The sequence below is a fragment of the Sporosarcina soli genome, assembly GCF_042655805.1.
Taxonomy (GTDB): domain Bacteria; phylum Bacillota; class Bacilli; order Bacillales_A; family Planococcaceae; genus Sporosarcina; species Sporosarcina soli.
On sequence record NZ_JBHSNO010000005.1, the window covers coordinates 1,285,774 to 1,312,154 of the forward strand.

At 43.8% G+C, this 26,381-nt stretch carries 24 protein-coding genes and 1 tRNA gene; 12 read left to right on the forward strand and 13 right to left on the reverse strand.

The annotated features are described in order from the left end of the window. Positions 1–132: 132 nt before the first annotated feature. The gene (locus ACFPRA_RS10225; protein ID WP_381433653.1) at positions 133–2,043 is read right to left on the reverse strand and encodes a cation:proton antiporter; all 1,911 of its coding nucleotides are present in this window, start codon (positions 2,041–2,043) and stop codon (positions 133–135) included. 297 nt (positions 2,044–2,340) lie between these two features. Between ACFPRA_RS10225 and ACFPRA_RS10230 the strand changes: the two genes are divergently transcribed. Both ACFPRA_RS10230 and ACFPRA_RS10235 read left to right on the forward strand, forming a co-directional pair. Next, a complete protein-coding gene (locus tag ACFPRA_RS10230; protein ID WP_381433656.1) occupies positions 2,341–3,435 on the forward strand; it encodes a hypothetical protein in 1,095 nt (364 codons plus the stop codon). Positions 3,436–3,457: 22 nt separating this feature from the next. Then, positions 3,458–3,643 (forward strand): SE1832 family protein, encoded by a 186-nt coding sequence (locus tag ACFPRA_RS10235; protein ID WP_381433659.1) that lies wholly within the window; start codon positions 3,458–3,460, stop codon positions 3,641–3,643. 298 nt (positions 3,644–3,941) lie between these two features. Here ACFPRA_RS10235 and ACFPRA_RS10240 read toward each other — a convergent pair whose 3' ends face one another. From ACFPRA_RS10240 to ACFPRA_RS10250, 3 genes are all read right to left on the reverse strand, one after another. Then, complete coding sequence (locus ACFPRA_RS10240; RefSeq protein ID WP_381433662.1) at positions 3,942–5,402, reverse strand: phospholipase D-like domain-containing protein; 1,461 nt, start codon at positions 5,400–5,402, stop codon at positions 3,942–3,944. Between the two features lie 115 nt (positions 5,403–5,517). Further along, the gene (locus tag ACFPRA_RS10245) at positions 5,518–6,063 is read right to left on the reverse strand and encodes an RNA polymerase sigma factor (protein WP_381433665.1); all 546 of its coding nucleotides are present in this window, start codon (positions 6,061–6,063) and stop codon (positions 5,518–5,520) included. Positions 6,064–6,230: 167 nt separating this feature from the next. Further along, a complete protein-coding gene (locus tag ACFPRA_RS10250; RefSeq protein ID WP_381433668.1) occupies positions 6,231–7,469 on the reverse strand; it encodes a hemolysin family protein in 1,239 nt (412 codons plus the stop codon). A gap of 226 nt (positions 7,470–7,695) precedes the next feature. Between ACFPRA_RS10250 and ACFPRA_RS10255 the strand changes: the two genes are divergently transcribed. Continuing rightward, a complete protein-coding gene (locus ACFPRA_RS10255) occupies positions 7,696–9,093 on the forward strand; it encodes a dipeptidase (protein ID WP_381433671.1) in 1,398 nt (465 codons plus the stop codon). Between the two features lie 275 nt (positions 9,094–9,368). Further along, entirely contained in the window at positions 9,369–10,214 is an 846-nt protein-coding gene (locus tag ACFPRA_RS10260; RefSeq protein ID WP_381433674.1) for a DegV family protein, read from the forward strand. A 131-nt stretch (positions 10,215–10,345) separates the two neighbouring features. On the opposite strand, the gene ACFPRA_RS10265 is transcribed toward ACFPRA_RS10260, so the two are convergent. Both ACFPRA_RS10265 and ACFPRA_RS10270 read right to left on the reverse strand, forming a co-directional pair. After that, positions 10,346–10,840: an amidase domain-containing protein gene (locus tag ACFPRA_RS10265; RefSeq protein WP_381433676.1), complete on the reverse strand. Its 495-nt coding sequence runs from the start codon at positions 10,838–10,840 to the stop codon at positions 10,346–10,348. Between the two features lie 441 nt (positions 10,841–11,281). Further along, complete coding sequence (locus ACFPRA_RS10270; RefSeq protein ID WP_381433679.1) at positions 11,282–12,127, reverse strand: hypothetical protein; 846 nt, start codon at positions 12,125–12,127, stop codon at positions 11,282–11,284. Positions 12,128–12,901: 774 nt separating this feature from the next. Here ACFPRA_RS10270 and ACFPRA_RS10275 point away from each other — a divergent pair. Continuing rightward, entirely contained in the window at positions 12,902–13,087 is a 186-nt protein-coding gene (locus ACFPRA_RS10275; RefSeq protein ID WP_381433682.1) for a hypothetical protein, read from the forward strand. A gap of 215 nt (positions 13,088–13,302) precedes the next feature. On the opposite strand, the gene ACFPRA_RS10280 is transcribed toward ACFPRA_RS10275, so the two are convergent. The 4 genes from ACFPRA_RS10280 to ACFPRA_RS10295 all read right to left on the reverse strand — a co-directional run bounded on the left by ACFPRA_RS10280 (position 13,303) and on the right by ACFPRA_RS10295 (position 14,873). Then, positions 13,303–13,761 carry a class I adenylate-forming enzyme family protein gene (locus tag ACFPRA_RS10280; protein ID WP_381433685.1) on the reverse strand — a complete coding sequence of 153 codons (459 nt, stop codon included), beginning with the start codon at positions 13,759–13,761 and terminating at the stop codon, positions 13,303–13,305. A 2-nt stretch (positions 13,762–13,763) separates the two neighbouring features. Next, positions 13,764–14,033, reverse strand: coding sequence for a hypothetical protein (locus ACFPRA_RS10285; protein WP_381433688.1), 270 nt, complete (start codon positions 14,031–14,033; stop codon positions 13,764–13,766). Further along, complete coding sequence (locus tag ACFPRA_RS10290; protein ID WP_381433690.1) at positions 14,030–14,671, reverse strand: tyrosine-type recombinase/integrase; 642 nt, start codon at positions 14,669–14,671, stop codon at positions 14,030–14,032. Before ACFPRA_RS10290 ends, ACFPRA_RS10285 begins: the two co-directional genes overlap by 4 nt. A 129-nt stretch (positions 14,672–14,800) precedes the next feature. Next, a tRNA-Ala gene (locus ACFPRA_RS10295) sits at positions 14,801–14,873 on the reverse strand. A 68-nt stretch (positions 14,874–14,941) separates the two neighbouring features. Here ACFPRA_RS10295 and ACFPRA_RS10300 point away from each other — a divergent pair. Beyond that, entirely contained in the window at positions 14,942–15,961 is a 1,020-nt protein-coding gene (locus ACFPRA_RS10300) for a DUF2804 domain-containing protein (protein WP_381433693.1), read from the forward strand. A gap of 185 nt (positions 15,962–16,146) precedes the next feature. After that, positions 16,147–16,617, forward strand: coding sequence for a YusW family protein (locus ACFPRA_RS10305; protein ID WP_381433696.1), 471 nt, complete (start codon positions 16,147–16,149; stop codon positions 16,615–16,617). Positions 16,618–17,061: 444 nt separating this feature from the next. Here the strand turns inward: ACFPRA_RS10305 and ACFPRA_RS10310 are convergent, their stop codons facing one another. Then, positions 17,062–18,891 carry an ABC transporter ATP-binding protein gene (locus ACFPRA_RS10310; protein ID WP_381433699.1) on the reverse strand — a complete coding sequence of 610 codons (1,830 nt, stop codon included), beginning with the start codon at positions 18,889–18,891 and terminating at the stop codon, positions 17,062–17,064. Then, complete coding sequence (locus ACFPRA_RS10315; RefSeq protein ID WP_381433702.1) at positions 18,872–20,614, reverse strand: ABC transporter ATP-binding protein; 1,743 nt, start codon at positions 20,612–20,614, stop codon at positions 18,872–18,874. The genes ACFPRA_RS10310 and ACFPRA_RS10315 overlap by 20 nt, the downstream gene beginning before the upstream one ends. A 180-nt stretch (positions 20,615–20,794) precedes the next feature. Between ACFPRA_RS10315 and ACFPRA_RS10320 the strand changes: the two genes are divergently transcribed. From ACFPRA_RS10320 to ACFPRA_RS10335, 4 genes are read left to right on the forward strand one after another with little or no spacing between them, the layout of a single operon-like run. After that, positions 20,795–21,181, forward strand: coding sequence for a GntR family transcriptional regulator (locus ACFPRA_RS10320; RefSeq protein WP_381433705.1), 387 nt, complete (start codon positions 20,795–20,797; stop codon positions 21,179–21,181). Next, entirely contained in the window at positions 21,168–22,061 is an 894-nt protein-coding gene (locus tag ACFPRA_RS10325) for an ATP-binding cassette domain-containing protein (protein ID WP_381433708.1), read from the forward strand. The genes ACFPRA_RS10320 and ACFPRA_RS10325 overlap by 14 nt, the downstream gene beginning before the upstream one ends. Further along, positions 22,048–22,809 carry a hypothetical protein gene (locus ACFPRA_RS10330; protein WP_381433711.1) on the forward strand — a complete coding sequence of 254 codons (762 nt, stop codon included), beginning with the start codon at positions 22,048–22,050 and terminating at the stop codon, positions 22,807–22,809. The genes ACFPRA_RS10325 and ACFPRA_RS10330 overlap by 14 nt, the downstream gene beginning before the upstream one ends. Beyond that, positions 22,809–23,492 (forward strand): hypothetical protein, encoded by a 684-nt coding sequence (locus ACFPRA_RS10335; protein ID WP_381433714.1) that lies wholly within the window; start codon positions 22,809–22,811, stop codon positions 23,490–23,492. Before ACFPRA_RS10330 ends, ACFPRA_RS10335 begins: the two co-directional genes overlap by 1 nt. A 43-nt stretch (positions 23,493–23,535) precedes the next feature. Here ACFPRA_RS10335 and ACFPRA_RS10340 read toward each other — a convergent pair whose 3' ends face one another. After that, positions 23,536–24,450, reverse strand: a complete 915-nt coding sequence (locus tag ACFPRA_RS10340) for a DMT family transporter (RefSeq protein ID WP_381433717.1) — start codon at positions 24,448–24,450, stop codon at positions 23,536–23,538. Between the two features lie 265 nt (positions 24,451–24,715). Here ACFPRA_RS10340 and ACFPRA_RS10345 point away from each other — a divergent pair, with 265 nt between their 5' ends. Continuing rightward, positions 24,716–26,368 (forward strand): sensor domain-containing protein, encoded by a 1,653-nt coding sequence (locus ACFPRA_RS10345; protein WP_381433720.1) that lies wholly within the window; start codon positions 24,716–24,718, stop codon positions 26,366–26,368. The last annotated feature ends 13 nt before the right edge of the window (positions 26,369–26,381 follow it).

Genomic DNA, 26,381 nt, shown 5'->3' on the forward strand with positions numbered 1-26,381 from the left:
GGTCTGCTTCCTGCCCGATTTGCTTGTACTCCGCGTCGCATTGGTTGCATTCTGGAACCTTCGGATCAAAACCAAAACAGGGCGCCAAGCACTCACACAGAATTCTGGGAGTCCCGGCGCCCTGCCATCAAGTCATTGCGAAGAGAGAGGGGCATCCCCCGGAATCACCGTCTTCTCCGCTTTATCATCCCCAATGAAAAGCTCTTCGATTTTTTCATAAGGGACTGCTTCTTCCAAACGCTCTTTCACCCGCTCGATTATTTTTTCGGGAGACGTCAGTGAAATGACCGCATCTCCTGCAAATGCTTGTAGTTCCACTTCAGGTGTAAAGAATTCAATCGTTCCATCTATGCGGAAAATATAAAGAAGAATAGATTTATCATCCCGCTCGCGCAAATATTGCGTGTAACTATACTGTTTCGTGATCATCGTTTTTCGGATGACATGCCCTGCGCTCATCCGATCTTCCAACTCGTAGATGGAGACATCCGGTGTAAATATTGTCTGCCCACCCATGATGGTAAACGTTTGGACGTCTTTCCCAACGTGAAATGCCGTTTGATACAAATGATCACGTCCTAGATCTGGCGTGAAATCCGCACAAACATGGGCATTGTACATATCTGCCTTCGTCATCGCTAACATATACCGGTACGGCGTTAAGTCAAGATGATATTCCGTCTGCTCGGAAAGGATATCACCAATGTAAATCGGCATACCCAATTGACGTGCATACGTCAAATTAGCCCATGAACGGTCAACAATCAGTACTTCATTTCCCGTATCTTTAACCGATTGGGCAAGTGCTGCAGCAAACCTGCTTCCACCAACGATCAATACGCCCGATTCATCAGTCGTTGTTAGGTTTAATTTCTTGGCTAGAAAGCTAATTGAAAATCCATGAAGGACAACCGTCGACAGGACAAGTGCAAACGTCAAAGCTGTCAGCAACGCGGCATCCGCATAGCCATTTTCCAATAAGATCGAGGCAAAATATCCTGAAACCGTTAGTGCTACAATGCCCCGTGGTGCAATCCAGCCGATCAATAGTTTCTCCCGGACATTCAATTCGGTCCCGATTGTCGAAAGCCAAATCGATAAAGGCCGGACAATAAACAGCATTGCAGCAACATAGGCAATAATGTTCGGATTGAAAATTTCAATGAGCGTCCGAGGATCAAGTGAAGCTGTCAGCATAACAAAGATGCCCGATATGAGAAGCACCGAAATATTTTCTTTAAAATGACGAATGTCCTGCAATGTTGTCAACCGCATATTCGCCATCGTTATCCCCATAGCCGTCACCGCAAGCAACCCCGTCTCATGCATGATTTCATCCGCAAAAACGAATGTAAAAATGACGACTGCGAAAAGAATGGGTGCTTTCAGAAATTCAGGTAAGGTGCCACGTTCAAACGCATTGCCCATCACCCGGGCGGCTCCCCAGCCGATGAATGCGGCAAACGCGGAAGCCGCAAAAAATAGCAGCAGTGAAGTCAACGTCACTTCACGATCTAAAAACTTGATGAATTCGAATGCAAAGACGGCCAGCAATGCACCAAAAGGATCGACAACAATCCCTTCCCATTTCAAAATTGCCGCAGGCCGCGGTTTCAGCTTCGCCTGTCGAAGAAGCGGTAAAATGACGGTCGGTCCTGTCACGATGAACAAGCCGCCGATGACGAAAGCGACCGCCCACGATAGCCCCGCCAAATAATGCGCCGCCAGCGATCCCGCAATCCATGCAATAAATGCACCAACCGTGACAATTCGCGCAACCGGCTTACTGAACCCGCGAATTTCTTTAAAATCCAGATTCAAGCTGCCTTCGAACAAAATTATCGCCACCGCAAACGTAATGATCGGTCCAAACAGTTCCCCCATCGTCTCTTGCGGATTGATGAGCCCGAAAATGGGACCGACTAGAAGCCCCGCTATTGACATCACTACAATCGCCGGCATTCGGAAACGCCATGCTACCCATTGCGATAATACGCCAATTAGCACAACAAGCATCAGGTCAAATAATAACGAATCGAACAATGGAATCACTCCATTTCCAAATATGAAATACTGCCAGTTTACCATAATGTTTGATCTAAACCACTGGAACCCATCAACTATTTTGAGTCGGCTGAAATTTTACCCCCAGCGACGGACGTTCTTAGAATATGTCGTTTTGCTTCAAGTGTACATTGCACTTTTTTACAAGATACCAATTACACTTCCTGCCGATCAATCATCCCCCTTTTTCCCGATTCAATCGTAAAGGGCAGTTAGACTCGTTTCAATCGGGGGATTTCCGCATATTCACCTTTTCTATCACATAGGGTGGTAGAGATGAAGGACTTAATGTTGCAAGAAAGGGTGATTACTATCGTCGGACATGAAAAGAAAAAAATCGCCATCTATATTTCCCGCTCGGACGGAAAAGGGACATACCCGGCACGTAGAGCTGCGATGATTGCACAGACTTTGACTACAGAAATGGACATCCTATTTTTACGCGGAGAGGAATCCCCTCCGACACCCGCTGGTTATAAAGAGATCGAAGTTGGCAACAGCCATTCCTTACTACGCATCTTAACTGACATCAAGCCTGACCTGCTCATCCGCGATAGCGGTTCTACAGTGGAGGAAGATGTGGAAAAAATACGGGGAATCGTCCCATCCATCATCCATTTCGATGATTTTGGAGATGGCGGAAAAAGTGCAGACCTTGTGTTCCAAACACTTTATACGGAAACGAATGATCCCGTGCCTGAACATTACGTCGTCGGACTGGATAGTTTTATTGCCGATGAGAAGATTCTGGGCTATAAACAGATCGGTTTACGGAAACAAGAACAAAATCCCCTTCCCCATTTAGTCATTTCATTCGGGGATGAAGATGCCGGGAATTTATCATACCGTGCTTTGCGACATATGTTGCAGCTCCAAATCCCGTTGAAAGTGACGGTCCTCCTTGGCGAAAATTATGCACATGATATTAGTACATTGCGCATGATGGCTCTCGGAAGAAGAAACACTTTCATCTTGGAGTATCCGCATAATTTTGCAGAAGTATGTGCATCAGCTGATGTCATTCTTTGCGCATCCGGTTATATGCCTTATGAAGTGGCAGTGATGGGCATTCCATGCGTCGTGTTGGCACAAAATGACTTCGAGGCCGAACTTGCATTTCCAAAAGAGCAGCACGGGTTTATCCATCTAGGCCTTGGACGCAAAGTAAAACAATCCAGTCTACTGAACGCCATCATGGAACCCTTGCTGCATGAGCCGCTCCGCAAAAAAGCGATTGCACGTCAAACTGCCCTTGGACTGGGCGATGGCAAAGATGCCGTATGCGAAGCAATCCGTTATTTTGTGGAATATCCGAAACGCGGTCATTTAAAAAATCGGACAGGAAAAGAAACTTCGAATATGCTACACTAGGGGAAAAGTCGAGGTGTCCCTTATGGAAAAACGTCAAGTGGAGTCAGCCATCGCCGAGCTGAAAATGGATTATATCAATCTGCAAGGCGATATCGAAAAACTTGAATCGACAGGCAATAATAGCTTTGTCAAAAAAGCGGAGATCCGCCTTGCCGCAATGGAAGAAAAACTCGCGCATCTGAATAAGCAACTAGCTGATTTCGAATAAAGAATCGATGCTAGGCACGTACTACTGCAGCAGGCCGACAATTGGCCAATAGCCCGCATAGCCATTGGCCAAGCGGGCTTTACAAGATGGAGGGTGAAGTGCACATAAACTTACCTGAAACACGCATACCTTCGTTCCAAGCGAGCATACCCCATTTAAACGGAGCATTAACCAAGACAAACGCACATACCACACTCCAACCGAGCATAATATTCCCCAAACTACACAAAGGCGAACCTATTCCACAAATCCTCAGCTGTAACTCCCGTTTTCTGTTCGACAATTTCCACTATCCTCATCAATAAGTCGTCAGTTTAAGGAGTTTCTGTAGTGTATAAATCCCATGTTGGATAGAAGTGAATGTATCCTGATAAGTTTCAACAGGTAGTGTATAAAGGGCATCTTCATTATCCAATAGTCTATTAAAATACGCATCGATATCCTTGACCAGCTTGCTGTTGTTGGAGGCGATGACGCGCAAATTTGCCTCCAGATTGTAATCATCCAGCGTTCTTTCCGTCAGGTTCGCGGACCCGTTCGAAATATAGGTCCCGTCATGGGTCTGCACCACTACCAGTTTCGTATGATACTGCCCGATAACCGTGTTATACCATTTGACGTTGATTTTCCCATCTGTTTTTTCCAACATTTCCTGAACGACAGGCCTGTTCGGCAATCCGGATTTTTCACGGCCGAATGAGTTTTCATTGGGATCGAGAATCAGGGTGACGTCCACTCCCCTGTTGGTAGCATCGATCAACGCATGGATGACATCACGTTTTGCGATGAAAAACATCCCTATTCGAATGTTGTCTCCTTGTTGTGCTCTTGCAATGTCCCCAAGCATGGCATGGAGTATCTTTTTCTCCGTTAAATATTGCACTGCATATTCCCCGCCACTCTGTTCCGGAACGTTCACTCGCGGCAGCTTCCCTCCGTTCGTATAACGGACAATCGCCTCTTCCGCCTCCAACATATCGTTCAAAATGGAACCTTTCACCTTCAATGCAACATTGCCATGAAAGCCACTGGCATTATGCGGATTCGATGATGTGACAAGCCCTTCCTGATCGGTAATCACCGTTTTCCGATGATTCGCTTTGACGTTCAACAACGCCATGTAAGAAGCAAGTGTCATCTTTGGCGCTTTACTGGACATCGCGTTGGCAATCCAGCCTTTATTCTCAATATGCATCCATTGAAATACAGTCCGGTACAAACCTGAATAGATAGGCGTTGAATCACGGAGGGGATCCAAATCCGTGTAAACGACTTCGATGCCCGCATCTTCCAACATACCGAACCACTTTGTTTCGTAGGAACCATATCCTTTATTCAATGGATCTGTGATAAAGATGATAGGCATCTCAGGATTATCCTCTTTTTTCTTTATAAGTTTCGCAGTCATCGTTTCGACGATGTCAGGAAAATCAAGGTTTTCATCATAATAATGATCGAACAGAAAGAAATCGAGAACGATAAATTGTTCGGCACGGTCAATCATGGCATTCACTTCATCAAAAATCGTTAATTCATGGACCACGCCCTCCCCCTCCTGATCCTGTGCATAGGTCAGATCGGTGAACAGTTCAACATCATTTGTCCAATGGATATCCCCGGCATAAGAGATCCCATCGGGCAATGGTTTGTATGTATGCCAAAGCATAACGCCGATATAGAGCAGTATGAACACAATAAGAATCACAAAAAGGATCCGTTTACGAACATTGCGTCCTTGCTTCACATTTTTTGTTCCCACAGCGTTTTCCTCATTTCTATGTATTTTGCATAGACGAATAGGTTAGTGGGTATATTCCCTTTGCGGTGTTTTTGCAAACTAAAAGCACAGCCATGAACGGCTGCGCTTTTGTGTGTTAAGCAATGACGTAATCTTGCACCGCAGTATCTTCCATCATCAATTCCTTCAAATATTTCTTCGCACGGAACAATCGTGACTTCACTGTGCCGATCGACACCTTCATCACTTCCGCAATTTCAATCAAGGAATATTGATAAACATAGAAGTATTCAATCGTCGTCCGATAAATCGCATCGAGTTCGCCGATTTTTCGTTGAACAAGTGTTTGAATATCATTTTGCTCAAGCAGCTCCGCTGGTGTCATGTTATCACTCGGAACAAGATCGAGAATCGGTACATCGAGCGTTTCCGGCTGATGCATGACATGCTTGCTTCTTCTGACATCTTTTCGATAACGATCCCTGAACGTATTCATGCAAATCGTCGTCAACCATGCTTTCATATGATCCACATTATCCATACGGCCGCTGTTGCGTACCACTTTCAGCCAAACATCTTGCATCAAGTCTTCCGCTTCGTCTTTATTTCGTGTCAATTTCAAGCATAGATGATATATGTAACGGCCGTATTCTTCGTACAACCCATTTAAATTCATTTTCATAGAAAAACCCTCCGCCTTCTAACTGTTAACTCCATTATCGTCAATCCCCACCTTTCAAACCATCGGATTCTCTTTCACTTTACTTACAAACATGTAAGGTAAGAGAAATGTTTGCCAACATGCGAAAAAACCTTGGAACGATACACCAGTTCCAAGGCAGTTCTGTTTTATTCACTTTCTTCCTCTTTCACGGTAATCATCATTCGAACGATACGACTACGGTCCATTTCCTCGATTTCAACAAGTAGTTGGTCATATGTAAATCGCTCGCCCTCTTCAGGTACATGGCCCAGCTCCTGCAACACGAAGCCCCCAAGCGTGTCATGATCGGTCGGCAACTCGATGCCAAGGAGCTCCATCGCATCAATGATTTCTAGCCTTCCGTGACAAATGAGCATATTGTCCGTCTTTTCGTACACGAGCACTTCTTCATCGATATCCGTTTCATCTTCAATATCTTGCCCGATCATCTCTTCAATAATATCCTCATGTGTGACAACTCCGAGTGTGCCTCCGTATTCATCCAAGACAATCGCCATATGTTTTTTCTTGGCCAGCATCATTTTGAATACTTTTTCAACACTTGCGGACTGCACAACGTATAGCGGTTTCCGGTCAATCAATTCACCAAGCGTCAACTTTGGATTCATCGACCATTTGATGAACATCTTCGAATAGAAGACGCCGAGGATGGTATCCATATTTTCTTCGTAGACCGGATACCGGGTATAGGAATATTCGAGAATCGTATCCCGCACTTCTTCATAAGTCGATTCAATCGGCAAACCGATAATATCGGTCCTGTGCGTTTCCAAGACATCCGAAACGTCCTTGTCTGGAAAATCAAGTACTTCTTTCAAACGGTTCGATTCTTCTTGCTCGAACGTCCCCTCTACCGATGCAATATCCACCATCGATCGTACATCTTCCTTCGTCAACGTCGCCCCGATTACCGTCCCTTTTGAAATGATACGGATAAAAACGTTGGTGAATACGGAAAGTAGTGCAGTCAACGGTGTCAATACTTTCACAAAAAGGGATATGGGCGGTGCAACAGCATAAGCAACCCGCTCTGAAAAAGTCGCAGCAACCGTCTTCGGCAACACTTCACCAATTAAAATAATAATTACCGTTAAAATAGCCGTTGTCACACCGAGTTTCCATCCATGGTCCAATGCAATGATTGTAACGATCGTCGGCATCAAAATATTGGCGATATTATTGCCGATCAAAATCGCCGTAATCATCCGGCTCGGTTTCGAAATCAGATTCAGTAGCCGAATGGCCTTTTTATCTCCCTGATCTGCACGTAACTGGACCTTCATTCGATTAACTGCTGTAAGCGCTGTCTCACTACCAGATAGGAAAAAAGATATGAACAGCAAAAATCCAAGTGCGATAAACAAAAGCGGTTCCTCCCAATTTCGATGTGATTCTATTCAAATATGAAAGATCGAGGATGGCAGTCCCAAGACCTTTAAATTTTACTAAGTAAAATAAAACACATTGTTTCACTTTTCAAATAGCATACCATAATTTACAGTTCCACGTCTGCCTCATGCTTCCTCCTGATTCGCCCACTCTGTTATACTAAAGCTATTCAAAAAAAGTATGCGGAAAAGAGGGATTGTATTGGATCATTTACAAACATTGGACAAGTACTTCCAAGAACAACGTGATACACATCTTGAACAATTAAAAGAATTTCTTCGAATTCCAAGTATCAGTTCTTTATCCGAACATAAAAACGATATGCAAAAAGCGGCGGAATGGCTATTGAATTCATTCCAAGCGGCCGGACTCGAAAACTTATCGATCGATGAAACAGCTGGCCATCCCGTCGTTTACGGTGATTGGCTCCACGCAGAAGGCAAACCGACAATTCTCGTCTACGGCCATTACGACGTGCAACCTGTTGACCCGCTTCGCTTATGGGAAAGCGGACCATTCGAGCCCGAAATCCGGGACAATAAAATGTATGCACGCGGTGCAAGCGACGACAAAGGACAAGTATTCATGCATGTTAAAGCGGTTGAAGCACTGATGAAACAGAATGGCAGTTTACCGGTGAACGTCAAATTCATCATCGAAGGAGAAGAAGAAATCGGTAGCCCCCATCTAGAAAAGTATATCGAAGCAAACAAAGAGAAACTCGCAGCCGACATCATCGTCATCTCTGATACCGGCATGTATGGTCCAGGGCATCCTGCCGTATGCTACGGATTGCGTGGACTTTGCGGCGTTCAAATCGATGTCCAAGGTGCCAAAGGCGATCTACACTCGGGATTATTCGGAGGCGGTGTCGCCAACCCGATCCATGCAATTGCCGAAATCCTCGCCTCCTTCCACGATCAGGAAGGTACCATTACCGTCGACGGATTTTATGATGACGTCCGTCCTTTAGCAGACGAGGAACGAGATGCCTATAAAGCCCTGAATTTCGATGAAGAGGCTTTAAAAGAAGAGATCGGCGTGACCGAGCTTTTCGGAGAAAAAGGGTTTAGCCACCTCGAACGCACATGGACACGCCCGACATTGGAAGTGAACGGCGTATTCGGCGGATTCTCCGGCGAAGGCCTGAAAACCGTATTGCCAGCGGAAGCAGGCGCCAAAATCACTTGCCGCCTCGTCCCTGACCAAGACCCTGACGTCATCATTGAAAAACTAAAAGCCCATATCGAAAAACATAAACCAGCCGGTGTCACCGTGAACGTCACTGAATTCGACAAAGGCAAACCTTTCATCACACCATTCGACCACCCTGCCATCCAAGCAGCCGGGCGTTCTTATGAAAAAGTATACAATGTCCCAACAGCATTCACGCGCATGGGCGGCTCCATTCCCATCGTCGCAGCATTCGACGAAATCCTGGAAGTGCCCGTCGTCTTAATGGGCTTCGGTCTCTCATCCGAAAACTTCCACGCGCCAAACGAACACTTCCATTTGGAAAACTTCGACCAAGGACTGCGCGTCATCGGTGACTATTATTATGAAATCGCCGCTTTTTCGAAAGATGAATTGAAAAAATGAAGTTTTTACCGGATTTCCCCTTTTATAGAGGGGATCCGGTTTTTTAGTGTTTTATGAAGGGATTTAGGGGGAATGAGCGTATCAAGGGAGATTTTGAGCGCGAGGTGATGGGCTTTGATCACTTGGGTGACTCCTTAAGCGCGCGGCGGATTCTTTGAGCACGGGAGCATTGCTTTGAACGTTAGCCTTATTGTCACTTCTCAAAAGAATCTCAGAATACTTTTCATGCTATAGTATTAATAGTGGAAAAATGACGATAAGGAATGATGGATTGTATGACAAAAAAGCCGCTTGCATGGATTGTAGATAGCACCGCCTATATTTCCCAGGAACTCACTTTACATCCTGATTTCTTTTCGGTCCCTTTGAATATACATTTCGGCGAAAAACAGTTTGTCGATGGAGTTGATCTGACCCCGACACAACTTTATCAAAAAATAAAAGACACTGACGATATTCCGAAAACATCACAGCCTTCCCCGGGAGATTTTGCTGAACTATTCAAAAAGGTTGGCGAACAATATGAACAAGCAATTGCAATCCATCTATCAGGAAAATTAAGCGGAACACTTGCCGCCTCCAAAGCAGGTGCTGAAATTGCTGGTTTTCCCGTTACTTTCATCGACTCACTCAGTCTATCCTACGGTATCACAGGATTGATTGAACGTGGCATGGAAATGCATGATAGCGGAGTACCAATTCCTGAGATAATCGCTCAATTGGAAAAAATGCCTGGCACGATGCATAACTACATCCTGATCGGCAAATTGGACCAATTGTATAAGGGTGGGCGGATGAGCGGCGTTCAATTTTTCATCGGCAGTCTATTGAAGATAAAGCCAATCGTTCAAATCACCAAAGAAGGCGGATTACAAGCGATCGAAAAAGTACGCTCCGAGAAAAAAGCACTTCAATATTTGATTGACAAAGTAATAGAAGGTCATCATGTCGGCAGACGAAAAATCTATATTATGCACGGCAATGTTAGGGATCAGGCCACCCATTTGAAAAACTTGATTTTGGAACAGATTCCAGGCCTAGAGGTGGAAATCGGGGATATTAGCTCTGTTCTTGCAGTTCACGGTGGCGAAGGAACGCTAGCTGTTTTATGGTTTGATTGAAACTGAATTGAATAAAGAATAAGCAGTCCGCTACTTGGGTGACAGACTGCTTTTTTCGAGTTTTTGATTTACTTTTCGTATTCAGCTTTTCACAATTATGGATGCACCTTATAATTGCAGAATTTACTTTTCTAGACCGGCATGATTTGATCGTTAATTTTAAAAAAGACGTACTTTGCATTCGGCGAGAACATATACGAATCCTTATACGCCCAATTACGGTGCTGTGCGTCAAACGTATGCGCATTGACAAGCGGAACATTCCCATCCTTAGCAGTCACAATCGTTGAATGATCATATCGACCATCTCCCTGAAAATCGTAGAAGATGACATCCCCCAACCCCAATTCTTCCGGCGAAAAAACTTGCTGAGCCGTCAATCCTTTTTTCGAACCTGCAAAATACCAACGCAAAGAATGCGGCGTCGACCAACTGAAACTCCAGTTATTTCCCCGCAACCACCAGCCCCGTTCACGATTCGGATAGCCATGCATCGGAGCCCCGCCTGCTAACAAACATTGTGAAATAAAATTCGTACAATCGACATCAAAGGATGGAAATGCCGGATTACGACCGTCCCACCACTTATTCGCATAGTTCACAGCCGCTTCCCTGTTATAAATCATCCAAACGCCTCCTTACAGTAACGTATGAAAATGAGGGAAGTGGAATGCATTTTGGAAGGTAACAACGAAATCGTGGAAGTTCATAATGTTTTTAGAAAGAAGAAACTCCGCCAAAACATATTGGCCACAAGGGAAATATGCCTTGAATCGTCTCTATTCAAGTTTTAATAGACGAAAACACTCTTAATTCCGTAGTATGCTAAGTTAAATATAATCGCAAAGAAGAATGCAATCTTCGCCATTTCTGTAGCGAAATAAATAAGGTCAAAAATAATAATCGACCAATGGTTTGAATTATTTTCGTTTGTCATTATATCAACTAATAGCGACCAATTATATATTGCTCCAATTGCGATTGAAAGCACCGTCAAAATTACAGACATTGGTGCTTTTTCGAAAAGATAGTTCCACAATTCGAATCAATCCTTTCCCCTTCGGAATCTAATGTGGTTTATTCGCCAAGTCATTGACAACTTGCTTCAATTCTTTGAACGCATTCCGCATTTCCTCGTCGGTCGGTTTCCATTTGTCGGAAAGTTCCGTTGCTTCTTTCGCTTGACCTTCGCCGCCCAAATGCGCTGTCCGCACAAATTGACCATGAATGATTTGACTTGATAGAGAGAAAACTTTCGAATGAATCTTTTCAACTTCACTTCCTTCGTCCATCAATTGCACCGGAAATCTTTCCATAACCCTTTGCGCTTTCAAATAGTATTCGAAACCTTCGTCGTTGTTCGTTTCCTTCAATTTAGGGTCGTTTAATGGTTTGGAAAGTATGTCATTTAATGCCGTAGCCCATTCGCCTATACTTCCATACCGTTTAGCGTCGTCTCTATCCATCTTCGTTAATATTTCTTTAATTTTCTCTTCAAATCTTTTCACATGTTCTTCATAGTCGTTTTCTTCTTGGTTTTGCACAACTTCATATGCCAACAATTGGAGTTCATCAAAGTCTTTGTTCAATCCCTTTTCCGCGATTTCATCTTCGAAGTAGTTTATGTATGAGATCGTTGATTCCGAAAGGATGGATTCAGCTAAGGGATATGATTTCCGATATTCCGAGTCTTCTTTCCAATTCTCCGAAAGGTCGGTCATGAACTTTTCAAGCGACGAATACTCCGAAACCTCAATATTCCACGACTTCAAATCAACATGGTCTTCGTCAACCTCAACGACTTCGTTTTCAACTGTGGCTTGTGTCTTCACTTCGCTTTCGTCCGGGGCGCAACCCGACAATAATATTCCACCGATAAGAAGAGAACCGAAAGCTATATTAACTTTTTTCATTGCGATATCCTCCTACGCTCATTTCTTTCGTACATACTAACATATATTGCCATCTATTTGTTTTGATTGATAAACTTCCATCCGATAGCAAGTCTATAAGAACTTATTCTAGACGTTTTCGCGTTAAGCCGCGAAAGCCGCTTTTGTGCCGTATATGCCGCCTTGTTTTTATCAAAGAAAGGGGGTATTTTTGTCCCAAAAAAACACGTCCTTTCAATACGAATGATAATCGTAATGAAAAGACATGCTGTTATCTGCTCCGTTTAAGAGCGGTTACCATGCCAAGTCAATGAAAAAAACGGCAAAACGTTATGAAATCAACGTTTGCCGTTCATTATATATGGAGCATAGGGGCTCGAACCCCTGACCTTCACACTGCCAGAATCCGACTCAAATCTCATGCATACTCACCTTCAGCAAACCTTGATTTATCAACACTTCCACAAATCTGTTATCTTAATTATACAGATTTGACGTGAACGCCTCAAGGTTTCTCAACACAGTATTTCCATACAAATCCTTTGGTTGTTTTCCTTGTGCCATTGCACACAGATTGGATGCCAGCAGGAGTTCCATTTACCGCTCTTGCGGCTGCTCTTGTACTTTCGTGAATCGATACAACTCTTAACCCGCATTCTTAACGTATTTTTCATTTAATTCGTTCCGCCCTGTGCATATACCTTCGTGCATTCTTGCTATCTGCGTATTGTAGATAGAGAGGAAATTTACATTCCCTTTCACTCAAATCTACTCTTGTAGAAAGGAGGAATGGACATGTTATTTTTCGAGGATGAAATTGAAAAAGTTAGCAAAAAAATTGGGAGTGCAAGATGGGACAGCCAACGCTTGCAGGACCCACGGATAAATGGCCAAATACGGAAGGATCAGATGGCACGGGAAATCGAAGCGAGCAATGTTCGAGAACACCGCAACCGTCTGTTGAATAGGTATGATCCGTAATAATTAATTATTAGTCTCGGGACTTCCCGTAGAATGCCGAAGACTTTCCGTTTAACGCCGGCAACTTCCCATTAATCCCCCAGAACTTCCCGTTAAACGCGAAAGACTTCTCATAGAATGCTAAGGAGTTCCCATTAAACGGCTAAAACTTCCCATACCCCCCAAATAAAAAAAGCGTCTCGAAGTCAAAAAACCGACTTTTGAGGCGCTTTTCGTTATATCAGCATTTTGCACAAATACCCACTATCAATTTTCCCGACATGTGTCTTCGGCAGTTCATCCAAAACAACAATCTTCTTCGGGATCTTATAGGATGCTAGTGTTGCTCGACAATGCGCAATGACCGCATCATTATTCAAATCCCCATCAGCCGCCACCACAAAAGCAACTACAATCTCTCCCCATTTTTCATCCGCCATGCCGACGACCGCTGCTTCGCGAATTCCGGAATAATTGATGAGACATTGCTCGACTTCTTGTGGATAAACATTTTCCCCGCCAGTAATGATCATGTCTTTTTTTCTTCCGCCGATGAATGTATCACCGTCCTCATCAACTTCATAACTTAGTCCATATGAACATGACCCAGGATATGACATCCATCTTTTTAATGTGTCGCTGTATTTCTTGCCTTGACCATCAACAAACGAAACCACACAAATAACTTTTTTCATAATTATTTAGTTCCTTTCAAAATACGGATTCCTAATGGATTTGCAACCATTCCTGAAGCCATGACTTCACCGTAAATTACAACAGCACCAGCACGAGCAACCTCAGAATCTTGAGAACCGTCATTTTCAGAGACGCGGAAACTATTGTCAATGGAAACTGCATAAGCACCTTTTCGCATGAGCACCATTTTTGCTTTTCCATTCATGTTTTGAACAAATACAGGTAAACCATAAGCGGAACCAATGGAACCCTCAATGTCATTTTCTTTCAATATCTGCTCGTATGGTCAATATCATGCGGGCTAATCAACAAGCATTCCGTTATACGCAACATGGAATCCACTAAGAGATGTAAAAGAACATAATCCCGAAAATTTTTAAATGATTTATCGGAATGTCCTTTGACTACTTTAAGGAGTTTATTCAATTCTTCACGAGTCAAAATTTCAATTTCAACTTCGTCTTTTTTGAACCCTTCAAATTTGGTAAATGGATTCTCTTTCAAAATTTCTTCTTTCAAGCACCAGTTTACAAATGTTTTGAGATACTTTAGACGGCCTTCAATAGTAGCGTCTGATAGTCCAACCGTTTGAGCATGTTCTGGAATATATTTATGTCCGTCATATCGAATAGATTCATTCTTCATCCAATATACATAATCGGTAATAAACTGAGTTGTAATGTCTGAAAGGTAGAATGACCTGTCATATCTGCTCTCATGAAATTTGGCAACGTTTTTGCAGAGTCCGATATGTTCATTCAGAGTGCTGGTTCTTAAATTCTGTTTTTGCTTAGCTTCGAGGAACTTTTCAAATATTATCTTGACCGATTCCTTTTTGACCGCTTTCTCTGCTGTCCTTTTGTGTGGTTGTCGTTTTGCAATTGTTGGTTTTTCATCAAAATATTTCACGACAAAAAAACACTCCCATCATTCTGTAATTTAACAGATGTGGAAGTGTCGTTGCGTGTCACTCAACTTTTGAGATGAACACAACTCAATTTCTAATTGAAACATTGATACCGTTGGTGTTAATACATATGGAGCATAGGGGGCTCGAACCCCTGACCTTCACACTGCCAGCGTGACACTCTCCCAGCTGAGCTAATGCCCCGAAAGTTTGGTACAATATGAATTATAACAACAAACTTCTGAAAAGACAATAGGCGGGTGAACATCTACATGCAACACGCAGAAAGGGAAATTAAGAAGCCTATAACATTGTGTGTTGAGAAGGGATTACTGAATCCCGAAGCAATCGGCTTTTCACGATATCCTTACATACAGAGTAATCTTACGGGGCATTTCATGCGGAAAAAGAAGTGGAATGATTGGTGTGTGTTCGGTGAAGATCTTCTCTTTTCTGCTTCGATTCGTCATCTTGATTATGCGGTGATCTGTTTTGTCTATATTTTGGATTACGAGACGCAGCGCTTTTATGAGAAACAAGTGACCATCCCGATCGGGCGCAATGTGAGTATGCCTGAAAACGTGCTGGACAGCATCAAATTCACCAATCAGTCCATGACGATCCAAACGTTACATATCCAAGGTGAAACGCATCTCTCCGTCACCATTCCGGATTTTGATAATGAAGTGCTTCATGCCGATCTTCATATCTTGCATCCAGAACAGGACGAGTCATTGAATGTCGTGATTCCCAAAAGTCGGGATGTTTTTCAATTCACTGCAAAACAGCATAGCCTACCGACTTCTGGCTTTGTAAAAGTGGGAGATAAACGGTATGATTTCAGTCGTGAACATAGTTTCGCCGTACTCGATTTTGGTCGCGGCGTCTGGCCGAGGAAAGCCGAATGGAACTGGGCAATGTCCTCCCAGCGAGTAAGGGGTCGACGTATCGGCCTTAATTTTGGCGGTACCTGGACGGATGGTACCGGAATGACAGAAAATGCCGTATTCATCGATGGGAAGATGACCAAAATCCATGAAGACGTGATTTTCACTTATAATCGGGATAATTTCATGGAACCTTGGAAAATCCGTACAAAATTTTCGGATACTGTTGAATTAACGTTTACGCCGTTTTTTGAAAGGATTTCCAGTACGAATTCTAAGCTTTTCCGCATCAAAACACATCGGCTCACCGGCTATTTCGATGGCGATGTAAAATTACGTGACGGTTCCGCTCTTCAAATTCGGAAAATGCTCGGTTGCTCAACAGAACAGATTGTCAAATGGTAATCAATACAATAGCTGTGCCCTCGCTATCTTTGCAGACTGACCGGCTAACTAGCCGGTTTTTTCATTAGGTTATCTACTCCCCCCTTTTCCTCTCTTTTTGTTCAATTCTCCAAGCGATTGTTTAACATTCCTGTTTTGAGGCAAAATAAGTAAAACAGGCATAATTATGAAAGGCTGTGGATAGGATGAAATTGTTTAAAATTGCAGGTACAGTTGCATTGACAAGCGTCTTATTGCTTAGCGGATGCGGGAACTTCGGTAAAAATGCAGATAAACCGAAGCGAGAAGATGCGGACATTATTCATGAACATGAAAAAGAAGGCGGTTCCCTTGAAACAGGAGATGGCTACGGATTTACATCGTTCGACCTTGAAATCGAGGTGGATGGTAAAGACGTCATTGATGCAGATTATGATATAAATGAAACTGCCGATGCAGACTATGAGAATAAGCTTAAAAATATCAAACTCAAAGGTAATGAAGCAATGGATCAGCTGAACAAGCTATTTATGGATATTTTGATTACGAAAGATACGCCACAACAAGAAGTGATTGATAAAATTTTGAAGTGGTATCAGTTAGATTCCTATTCAAAATTCAAAATCGAAGTCGATTTTGATGATGGAACAAAGTTAAACATTGATGATATCCAGTAAATCGTAAAGGCTATGGGACAATATACTTCCCATAGCCTTTTTGTTTGGTTTCGAATCATGTATGCGCGGAAACGCTTTGATCGGGCACACTTTTCATATAGGCGAACGCAGCACTCTTTTGATCACTTACACATCTCGTATGAGCGCGCGTGGAAAACTTTGTTCACAGCACGTCTCTTTTGAGCGTGAGCGGAAACCCTTTGATCACACTCACACCTCGTATGAGCGGCCACAACAATCTTGGAGCGCACTTACAACTCGTATGATCGTGCAGAACAATCCTTTAATCGCACTTACATCTCCTATGAGCACTCACGGCAATCTTTGATCGAACTCACATCTCCTATGAGCGCGCAGAGCAATCCTTTGATCACTCTAACATCCCATATGAGCGTCCACGACACTCCATTGAGCGAGACAACACTTGCACCATCATTTCATGATTCAAACCTTCGATTCCTTCAACATATTGTAATAAACGCCTTGCTGCTCAATTAGTTCTTCCTGTGTGCCAGATTCAATCAGTTTGCCTTGTTCCATGACATAGACCTGATCCGCTTTTCGGACGGTATTCAGTCGATGGGCAATGACAAAACTGGTTCTGCCTTCCATGAGACGATCGAGCGCTTCTTGAATCTCTAGTTCTGTCACGGTGTCGATGCTGCTGGTCGCTTCATCGAGAAGTAGCAGGACGGGATCGGCCACGAGAGCCCGTGCGATGGATAATAATTGTTTCTGCCCTTGCGAAATTTCACCGCCATCCGCAGTCAACACCGTATCATAGCCGTTTTCCAACTGACTGATGAAATGATGGGCATTTGCTTTCTTCGCGGCTTCCACCACTTCTTCATCTGTCGCATCCAATTTTCCATAGCGGATATTCTCGCGGACGGTCGCTTCAAAAAGAAAGGGATCTTGCAGGACAAAAGCGATTTGGCTGCGCAACGTTTGCCGCGGCAATTCCCCGATCGGAATACCATCGATCAAAATGGTCCCTTTGTCCGCTTCGTAAAATCGGGCGAGCAACTGCATGACCGTCGTCTTCCCGGCTCCTGTTGCACCAACGAAGGCTGCTGTTTCCCCCGCCTTCACATGGAATGAAACATTGTCGACTGTATAGCCATCCGTTTCCACTGCGTAACCGAAAGAGACGTTACGGAACTCGACACCCCCTTGGAGAATCGCTCCTTGATGTTCCTTCGCTTCATCCTTCTCTTCAGGCTCATCCATAATCTTAAAAACACGCTCCGCACCCGCAATCGCAGATAGTACCGTGTTAAACTGATTCGCCAAGTCGTTAAGAGGCCGTGTAAATTGACGGGCAAATTCCGAAAAGATGACGATTGTCCCAACAGTCACAATGCCTTCGCCTTTCAACGCCAATATGCCACCAACCCCTGCAACAATTGCGAAACTTGCGTTGTTCAGCATATTCATCACTTTTGGGATAAAACCGGAATACGTCTGCGCCCAAAAACCGGTCCGGCGCAGCCGATCACTTTTTTGTGCAAATTCCTCCAATACACGCGCTTCTTGGGAAAATGCTTTAACAATGCGTTGTCCGGAAATCGTCTCTTCAATCATCCCATTCAATTCCCCGACCGCCCGTTGCTGTTCCCTAAATAATAATCCGGTCCGCCGCGTGATCCAGCGCATCGCCGTGAACATAACCGGGACAATAATCATCGTCAACACGGTTAACAGCGGGCTTAAGTAGAACATCACCGCCAAAGTTCCCGTCAATGTCAATATACTTGAAAACACTTGGATGAACGATGAGTTCAACGTTTGACTGACGTTTTCGATATCATTTGTCAATCGGCTCATCAATTCGCCATGCTGCCGCTTGTCAAAAAACGGGACCGGCAATTTCTGCAGATGGGCAAACAGACCGGTCCGTAAACGAAACACGGTTTGCTGTGCAATGCCGACCATCCAGTAATTTTGAAAATACATAGCGGAGGACAATCCGCAATAAATTGCAATGAGCAGACCGATTTTTGCACCTAAGCCGTTAAAATGCATCGGTATGATATGTGCATCAATGATTTTTCCGATCAGAATCGGGCCAAGCAGCGCCAAAATAGAACTGACAAACACGAGCGCAAGGACTGCAATGAGGTATCCCCGCTGCTCATCGACCAATTTCCAGATCCGATAAAGGGTGGATCGCCAATCGTTGGCGCGTTCTTTCTTCTTCCTCCCAGTACCTTTAAGATCCTTTTTTTGAATGATCGGTTCATAGCCGAACGGGTTACGAATGGTCCGTAGCATCCGGAACCACCTCCCCTTCCGTTTGGGATTCCGCAATTTTTCGGTAGAGTGCGGACTGTTCCATCAATTCTTCATGTGTTCCATAGCCGACCACTTCCCCCTCATCTAAAAGGAGGATTGTATGCGCGCCTTGAGCTGTTCGGATTTTTTGCGTCACAACAAGCATCGTCGCCGCTTCTCCTTCAAGTGCATCCCATAAGGCCGTTTCGGTTTTCACATCGAGTGCACTCGTGCTGTCGTCTAAAATGAGCAAAGACGGTTTGCGTACCAGAGCCCGCGCAATCGAAAGCCGCTGTTTCTGCCCACCGGACAAGTTAACCCCTTGTTGTCCGACACGTGTGTCATATTTTTGCGGGAACAAGTCGATGGACTCATGGATTTGTGCTTTCTTGGCCGCCTCTTCCAACTCGTCCACATGTGCTTCTGCGTCTCCCCACGCCAAATTCTCCAAGATGGACCCTGTGAATAATACGGATTGTTGGGGCACCAGTCCGATCGTATCGCGCAACTCTTTTAACGACCATTCCGTCACATCTACGCCACTTACATAAATTTTTCCTTCTGTCGCTTCGAAAATTCGTGGAATCAAATTCAGCAAAGTCGATTTTCCGGAACCTGTCGCTCCCATAATCGCCAGCTTTTCACCCGGAGACACATGAAAAGAGACGTTTTTCAATATCGGTTCGGCCTTTCCTGGATAACGGAACGACACATTTTCTAACCGTAAATCGCCTTCCATGGAATCGAATCCCGAGCTTTCCGAACGATCTTTTTCCAAGTTTCCATCCGTCTGAAGCACTTCTTCGATCCGCTCAGCGGAAGCCTTCGCACGAGAGAACGCGATGATGATAAAGGAAAACATCGAAAATGAACCCGTCATCCGCATCGCATAGTTGACGATCGCTACCAGTTCCCCCACTTGCACGCCACCTTCGCGCACTTCTACCGCCCCGAACCAAAGAACCGCCATGAGACTCACATTCATGACGAGCAATAAAATCGGTAAAATCATTTCCATCATCCGCATCGCTTTCACTGTATCCGTCCTGAGCAGGTCAGACACTCTGGAAAAGCGGCTCGCCTCATACATGCCGCGTAAATACGCTTTGATCAATCTTACCGCCTGCAAATTTTCCTGAATGACCCGGTTGACCCGATCCAATCTACGCTGAACTTGCGCAAAATAGCGGACTCCTTTTCTAGTCATCATCACTAGGAAAAAGAATAAGAAAGGAGCTCCTACCACCAAATACAAAGCCAATTTTGCATGGATGACAAAAGCCATCACCAAGCTACCGATCACGAGTAACGGTGCGCGCATCATAATACGTAGCCCCATGAACAGCACATTCTGTACCATTGTCACGTCACTCGTCAAACGTGTAATCAGTCCCGCTGTCGGAAACCGTAAAAAAGTGGCCATAGAAAACGCCTGGATTTGCCGGAACAACGCTAACCGCAAATCAAAGCTGAAACCTTGCGCAACATGAGCAGCAAAATAGGAATTGACCACCCCGGATACTAATGCCACAAACGCAAGAGCCATCATGACGCTTCCCCACGTCCAAATAACCCCTTCATTCCCCGCCACAATACCATCATCGATAATTTTCGCGATCAGCAATGGCTGGATTAGCTCGACGGATAACTCCACAAGCATAAGGAGTAATGCTATGACAGCCGCCCATTTATACGGCTTTGCATAAGAAAATACCATTCTCATCCCATCGCCCCCAAAACCCTTTCGATTGACGAAATAATTTGATAGTCCTTATTATGCCACAGGGACAGATAGGTGTATAGCTGGTCTGACAATCCCATTTCCTTGTTAGTTGCATTTTATAGCCTAATAGCATATAGTACATTACAACAGTAATGCACTGATTAACAGGAGGTGACGCTGATGCTCGATATGGATGACGCAAAGCCGATTTACGTTCAAATCGCAGAGTGGATTGAAAAAGGGATTATCGATGGAACACTTCAAGCCGATGAAAAAGTCTATTCACAATACCAGCTTGCGGAGCTTTTCAATATTAATCCAGCGACCGCGGGCAAAGGGCTGACCTTGTTGCTCGACGCTGAAATTGTGTATAAACGGCGAGGTCTTGGTACTTTTGTTTCACCCGATGCACGAACAAAACTGCTTGCGAAACGGAAAGTGGAAACATTACAACGGCTCATTAAAGACTTGGTCAACGAAGCAGAATTGCTTGATGTCGATGATAGACAATTACTATCCATGATCGATGCGGAGCGGAAAAGGAGGATGTCACATGACAGTCATTGAATTTCACAATGTAAAAAAATCATTCAGATCCCACAACGTACTGAATGATCTGAATTTCAAAATTGAAAATGGCGCGTTGACCGGAATTATCGGTCGGAACGGTGTCGGGAAATCAACGCTGATGAAAATGATTGCAGGCTTTATAAAGGAATCGAGCGGAAAGGTGCAAGTTTTTGGAGAGCACCCTTTCAATAGTTTGAAAGTGTCTGCGAACTCTATTTTTATAGATGATGCGATGAACTTTCCGGACGCTATGACATTGCAAGATATTTTGCATGAATGTGGTCGCTTTTATCCGGATTGGGATGCGGAACTCGCTACCCGCCTCCTCAACTATTTCGGGTTTCATCCACAAGCGCGACATCGATTTTTATCGAAAGGGAAAAGAAGTACATTCAATGCACTCATCGGGATTTCTTCCCACTGCGCACTGACCATTTTCGATGAACCGACGACTGGAATGGATGCGGCAGTTCGCAAGGACTTTTATCGCGCACTTTTAAAAGATTATCTCGCACACCCGCGAACGATTTTATTGTCGAGTCACCATGTCGAAGAAATCGAGCATTTGTTGGAAAATATCCTACTTGTCCATGATGGGGGGATTCGTTTTCATGGATCGATTACCGAGCTGCAGGAAATGTTCTTATCGTTGTCAGGAAGTTCAGATAAGTTAGCTGCTCATACGAACGGTAAACTTGTTGTCGACCGCTTTACAGCTGGTCCTTATCACGAATGGATGGTAAAAAATTCTTTTTCAGATGAGGAAATTAAGGATATGAAGTCAGCTGGAATCCGTATTACAGCAGTCGCCGCAAATGATGCATATATCGCTCTAACAGGTCAGGCAAAAGGAGGAATCGACGATGTCTTTAAATGAAACGAGCATTTTCGATATCGCCAAACGACAATTTTATTTTAAATTACATGCAAATGCCTCTGTCTTCACCGTTCTATTCATTTTGCAAATCATTTCAACGATCTTTTTATTGGGGAGTGGGAGTTCCGGAAACTTTCACCACTCACATGACTCAACAAGTCTTACATGGGCCTCTTTTTCAAATGACGGCATCGTTGGGCTCACTTTATTTTGGGCAATAGTTGTCGGTTTTCTATGCACGTCGACCGCACAGCGCAACGAATCCTTTGCATTCGTTTCCAACCGCTTCACCTATCACTTGGCCAATTTGTATTTCTTGTGTTTTGCAGCAATCATTGGTGGGGTGACAACCGTTTTGCTTGGCTCCGCCACGAAGTTATATGCACTTCTTCGTTATGACCATGTAATTATTGCAACGTCTGGACTGCTCAACGCTCCTGGGGATTTCTTTTCGAGATTTCTTGTGATGACTGCATACACGTTACTTGTTTCGATACTCTGCTATACGGTTGGCATGTTAATTCAATTGAGCCGACTCTTTATTATGCTTTTGGCAGCATTATTTATTGGCTTGAGATTATTTATTGGCTTGAATCTATCAAGTTTAAATACTGAAAAAATAGATTTAGTAGGCTTTATTACCGATGAACAATCTACAATTCTCTTCATCGTAAAAATTGTACTGATCGTAGCAGCGCTCTTCTTTTTTAGCGTTTGGTCAACAAACCGAATCGAGGTGAGGAAGTAATGTATGGGACCATCATTCTATTACTGTTCATAGGGCTTATCCTTCTGCTGCTCCGTCTCCTAAAAAGCCCGGGGAAAACAAAGGTTTTTCGGATCTCACGAAAATTCCATTTCACCTTCATGAAAGCATTCATCGTGCTCCTTCTTGTTACACTCGCCCTTTCAGAGGTAATGGCTTGGAACTCCGAGGGAAATACGCCTCCCCAATATTCGGTCGAACAATCGCTGGTCAATCTGGATGAAGCAATTCTAAACGGGAAGGAAATTCCATCCTCTCTGCTTTTGGAAAAGAGGACTCACGAAACAGACGGTACACTTTCCATAAGCAACTCTTACGGCCAAGCGTTTGTCTATATTGAGCGAACTGCGGAAGAGAATACTGTAATAGAAGAGAGGATTTATAAACCGGAGCTGACTATGAATGATTATGATCTCTCTGATTATGTTAAAGTAAAAAAACCCGTTTGGCGTGATCATTCCATGTTCTTACCCGATCAACCTGTTAACGATTTCCGGTATACTTCCTATCATGATTCCCAAATGTTAAACCAATTGATGAAGGAAGAAGAGCACAATCTGAACAGTTGGAGCAGCAGTTCCCGTTCGCTCGTTATCCACCTGCTTGTCCCTAAAAACATAGAACTTGAAACCGATACACAAAATGTCATGTTTATTGACAATTAAAAAAGCTGTCCTACGTCAATCAATTGACGTAGGACAGCTTTTTTCATGTCTTATCACTCGTTACTTTCGCCTTCCCTCCCGCAATGGAAAGCCAAGTCACCCCACCAAGCATAATAATGGCTCCTGCCGTTTGCCAGATTCCTAGCATGTGCCCGAGCCAGAGGACGGATATGACCATTGCTGTCAGCGGTTCAAAACTAGACAAGACACTCGTCTCTACAGGCGATATATATTTCATGCTCGCCAGGAACAGCACAAACGCCAATGTTCCGACGAGGATGACAAGGACCAGCATCCCCGTCATCCTCCATTCCAGCAAATGATGAAGTTCCTTGAAAAAGGTCACACTATTCATCGCAAAGAGCGCCAATCCGCCGATCAGCATCGCCCACCCAACCATCAACAGCACGCCCCATTCCTGCATCAAGCGGACAGGATACAAGGTGTAAAAGGCAAAGGCCAAGCCGACGACAATCCCCCAGAACAACGCAATTTTACTAAGAGTAAAGCCCGCCAGCGTTCCATTGGTCAGCAATAAAAACAATCCAATGAAAGTCACGGCAATCCCGAGCACTTGTGCAATCGGCGGCCATGTTTTTTGTCTAAACGAAATAAAAATAATGATATAAATGGGGGCAAGAAATTGAAACAGTGTCGCAATCACTGCATTACTTTCGTCAATAGACGCCAAAAAAGCATATTGGACCCCCAACATTCCGAACACCCCGAAAATGACCAATTGCCGGACCCACACTTTTTGGCGTAAGGGAAGCGTAATTTTTTGACCTTTTATTTTTAAAAAAGCAAGGATTAACAAACCCGCTAACAGGAGACGGATAATGAGCACAGACGGAACAGACATCCCACTATTCACAAGAATCCATTCCAACATTGGGCCAGATGCGCCCCAAAATATGCCCCCTAATACAATCATCACAATACCTTTAAATCGATCCATCTCTTCACCTCTACTTCTATACTACTCTCACTTTGCATTCAAATTATGCTATCTTATATTTAAAACTTTACACTGAATGAACTTTATGAATTATCAACGAATACGGTAATTTATTAGGAATTGTTACAATTATGATGTACACTAAGAAGATGTGTTTTATAATAGAACGTATCTAAATATGCCTGGATGGAGCTTCAACTACCACTTCGCTTTCGGTTTGAAATTTTCGTAGCAAAAAGTTAAATTGACTGAAGGAGACATCGATATGAAATCGGAGAACGGACAATTCATACTGGAATTTCCGGATATCATGAAAAGCCTTGAACAATTTTATATGGTGACCCGAACAGACGCTGACGGTGAGATCACCTACGCCAATAAAAATTTTCTCACCACGAGCAAATGGACACCTAAAAGAGTTCTTGGAAAAAGTTTTTGGCACATGTTTCCTGAAACGGAAAGTGGCCAAAATCAAGCCCATACAATTTGGGATAGTCTAAGCCGTGGGAAAACATGGTTTGGCACAGCTGAAAAAATGACCCGCTCCGGCGAACCTTATTTTGTCACGATGCTAGCCATTCCTGTACAACAATCAGACGACAAACAATTCTCCCACATTTTTTTAGAACTCGATATTACGGACGATATTCAGCTGCGCGATCAGCTTCAACAAGTCGCATTCATCGACTTTGAAACAGGTTTGATGAGCCGCTACAAATTGGAGTTGACCGTCAATTCATATATCGAGGAAAGAAAGCATTTCTCGTTCGTATTTATCAACATCGATCACTATTATACATTGAAAGACTTGCATTCGTATGAATTGGAAAAAGAACTTGTGAAATCATTTTCCAATCGTTTGAAAAGATACTTTCAAAACAACCCGATTGCCAGAGTCGGTGTTAACGAGTTTGTTGTACTTACTCCTTTTGGCGATTGGTATATCCAAGGTTTTCTGGATTTTTTAGAGCAGCAACCAATCTACATCGATCATAAAGCATTGCCTTTATCGATTAGCGGAGGGATTGTCCGTTATCCTGAAGATCAAAAGACGTACACGCATTTGATGATGACGGCGCTAACCGCGACAAAAGAAGTGATTCAACAAGGTGGCCGAAAAATCGTATCCATGTCTTCCAAAATGCATCAGGAACTGAATCGACGGGCGATGATTGATCGAAAAATGCTTACAGCACTCAATCTCAAGAATTTTCAAGTTTTCTACCAACCACAACTAGACATCGCATCCGGTCAGTTTACGGTCTTCGAAGCATTGGTCAGATGGGAAGACGACGAGCTTGGTTATATATCACCCGACGAACTGATCCCGATTGCTGAAGAAAACGGCCTGATTCTCGAAATCGGTGCATTTGTGTTGGAAGAAGCAACAAAACTTGCCATTGAGTGGGATCAAAAAGGACAGCCTATCCAGCTTTCCGTCAATTCCTCGGTCCGGGAATTCAGCCAGTCCCATATGAAAGATAGAATCACCGATATCCTTGCAGCTACCGGTTGCCCTACCAATCGGATCCAACTCGAAATAACGGAGAACTTTGCTTTCCAAGCCGAAGAAGAACAATCCATCTTTCATCAGATGAAGGAATTACAAGAGCAGGGCATTGAATTTGTGCTGGATGATTTCGGAACAGGCTATGCTTCGTTCCGCTATATGCAACAGCTGCCCATCTCCAAAATCAAAATCGATCGGATTTTCACGAACTCCTTGCTGACACATCCTAAAACACAGCAGTTAGTGGAAGGGATGATCCAGTTCGGTAAATCGATGGGACTGTATGTCATCGCAGAAGGCGTCGAAACGAAAGAACAGTTCGAGCTGTTAAAAGAAATGGGCGTCGACGCTGTACAAGGATATTATATCGGCGTACCCGTCACTGCAGACAAGATACAATTCGAATAGAAATCAAGATAAA

Excerpts from the sequence above, each read along its gene's own strand:
- ACFPRA_RS10325 (WP_381433708.1), top strand. The coding sequence starts at position 21,168 with ATGACAGTCATTGAATTTCACAATGTAAAAAAATCATTCAGATCCCAC.
- ACFPRA_RS10260 (WP_381433674.1), top strand. The coding sequence starts at position 9,369 with ATGACAAAAAAGCCGCTTGCATGGATTGTAGATAGCACCGCCTATATT.
- ACFPRA_RS10320 (WP_381433705.1), top strand. The coding sequence starts at position 20,795 with ATGCTCGATATGGATGACGCAAAGCCGATTTACGTTCAAATCGCAGAG.
- ACFPRA_RS10230 (WP_381433656.1), top strand. The coding sequence starts at position 2,341 with ATGAAGGACTTAATGTTGCAAGAAAGGGTGATTACTATCGTCGGACAT.
- ACFPRA_RS10340 (WP_381433717.1), bottom strand. The coding sequence starts at position 24,450 with ATGGATCGATTTAAAGGTATTGTGATGATTGTATTAGGGGGCATATTT.
- ACFPRA_RS10305 (WP_381433696.1), top strand. The coding sequence starts at position 16,147 with ATGAAATTGTTTAAAATTGCAGGTACAGTTGCATTGACAAGCGTCTTA.
- ACFPRA_RS10345 (WP_381433720.1), top strand. The coding sequence starts at position 24,716 with ATGAAATCGGAGAACGGACAATTCATACTGGAATTTCCGGATATCATG.
- ACFPRA_RS10275 (WP_381433682.1), top strand. The coding sequence starts at position 12,902 with ATGTTATTTTTCGAGGATGAAATTGAAAAAGTTAGCAAAAAAATTGGG.
- ACFPRA_RS10280 (WP_381433685.1), bottom strand. The coding sequence starts at position 13,761 with ATGAAAAAAGTTATTTGTGTGGTTTCGTTTGTTGATGGTCAAGGCAAG.
- ACFPRA_RS10310 (WP_381433699.1), bottom strand. The coding sequence starts at position 18,891 with ATGCTACGGACCATTCGTAACCCGTTCGGCTATGAACCGATCATTCAA.
- ACFPRA_RS10315 (WP_381433702.1), bottom strand. The coding sequence starts at position 20,614 with ATGAGAATGGTATTTTCTTATGCAAAGCCGTATAAATGGGCGGCTGTC.
- ACFPRA_RS10300 (WP_381433693.1), top strand. The coding sequence starts at position 14,942 with ATGCAACACGCAGAAAGGGAAATTAAGAAGCCTATAACATTGTGTGTT.
- ACFPRA_RS10270 (WP_381433679.1), bottom strand. The coding sequence starts at position 12,127 with ATGAAAAAAGTTAATATAGCTTTCGGTTCTCTTCTTATCGGTGGAATA.
- ACFPRA_RS10265 (WP_381433676.1), bottom strand. The coding sequence starts at position 10,840 with ATGATTTATAACAGGGAAGCGGCTGTGAACTATGCGAATAAGTGGTGG.
- ACFPRA_RS10245 (WP_381433665.1), bottom strand. The coding sequence starts at position 6,063 with ATGAAAATGAATTTAAATGGGTTGTACGAAGAATACGGCCGTTACATA.
- ACFPRA_RS10335 (WP_381433714.1), top strand. The coding sequence starts at position 22,809 with ATGTATGGGACCATCATTCTATTACTGTTCATAGGGCTTATCCTTCTG.
- ACFPRA_RS10330 (WP_381433711.1), top strand. The coding sequence starts at position 22,048 with ATGTCTTTAAATGAAACGAGCATTTTCGATATCGCCAAACGACAATTT.
- ACFPRA_RS10235 (WP_381433659.1), top strand. The coding sequence starts at position 3,458 with ATGGAAAAACGTCAAGTGGAGTCAGCCATCGCCGAGCTGAAAATGGAT.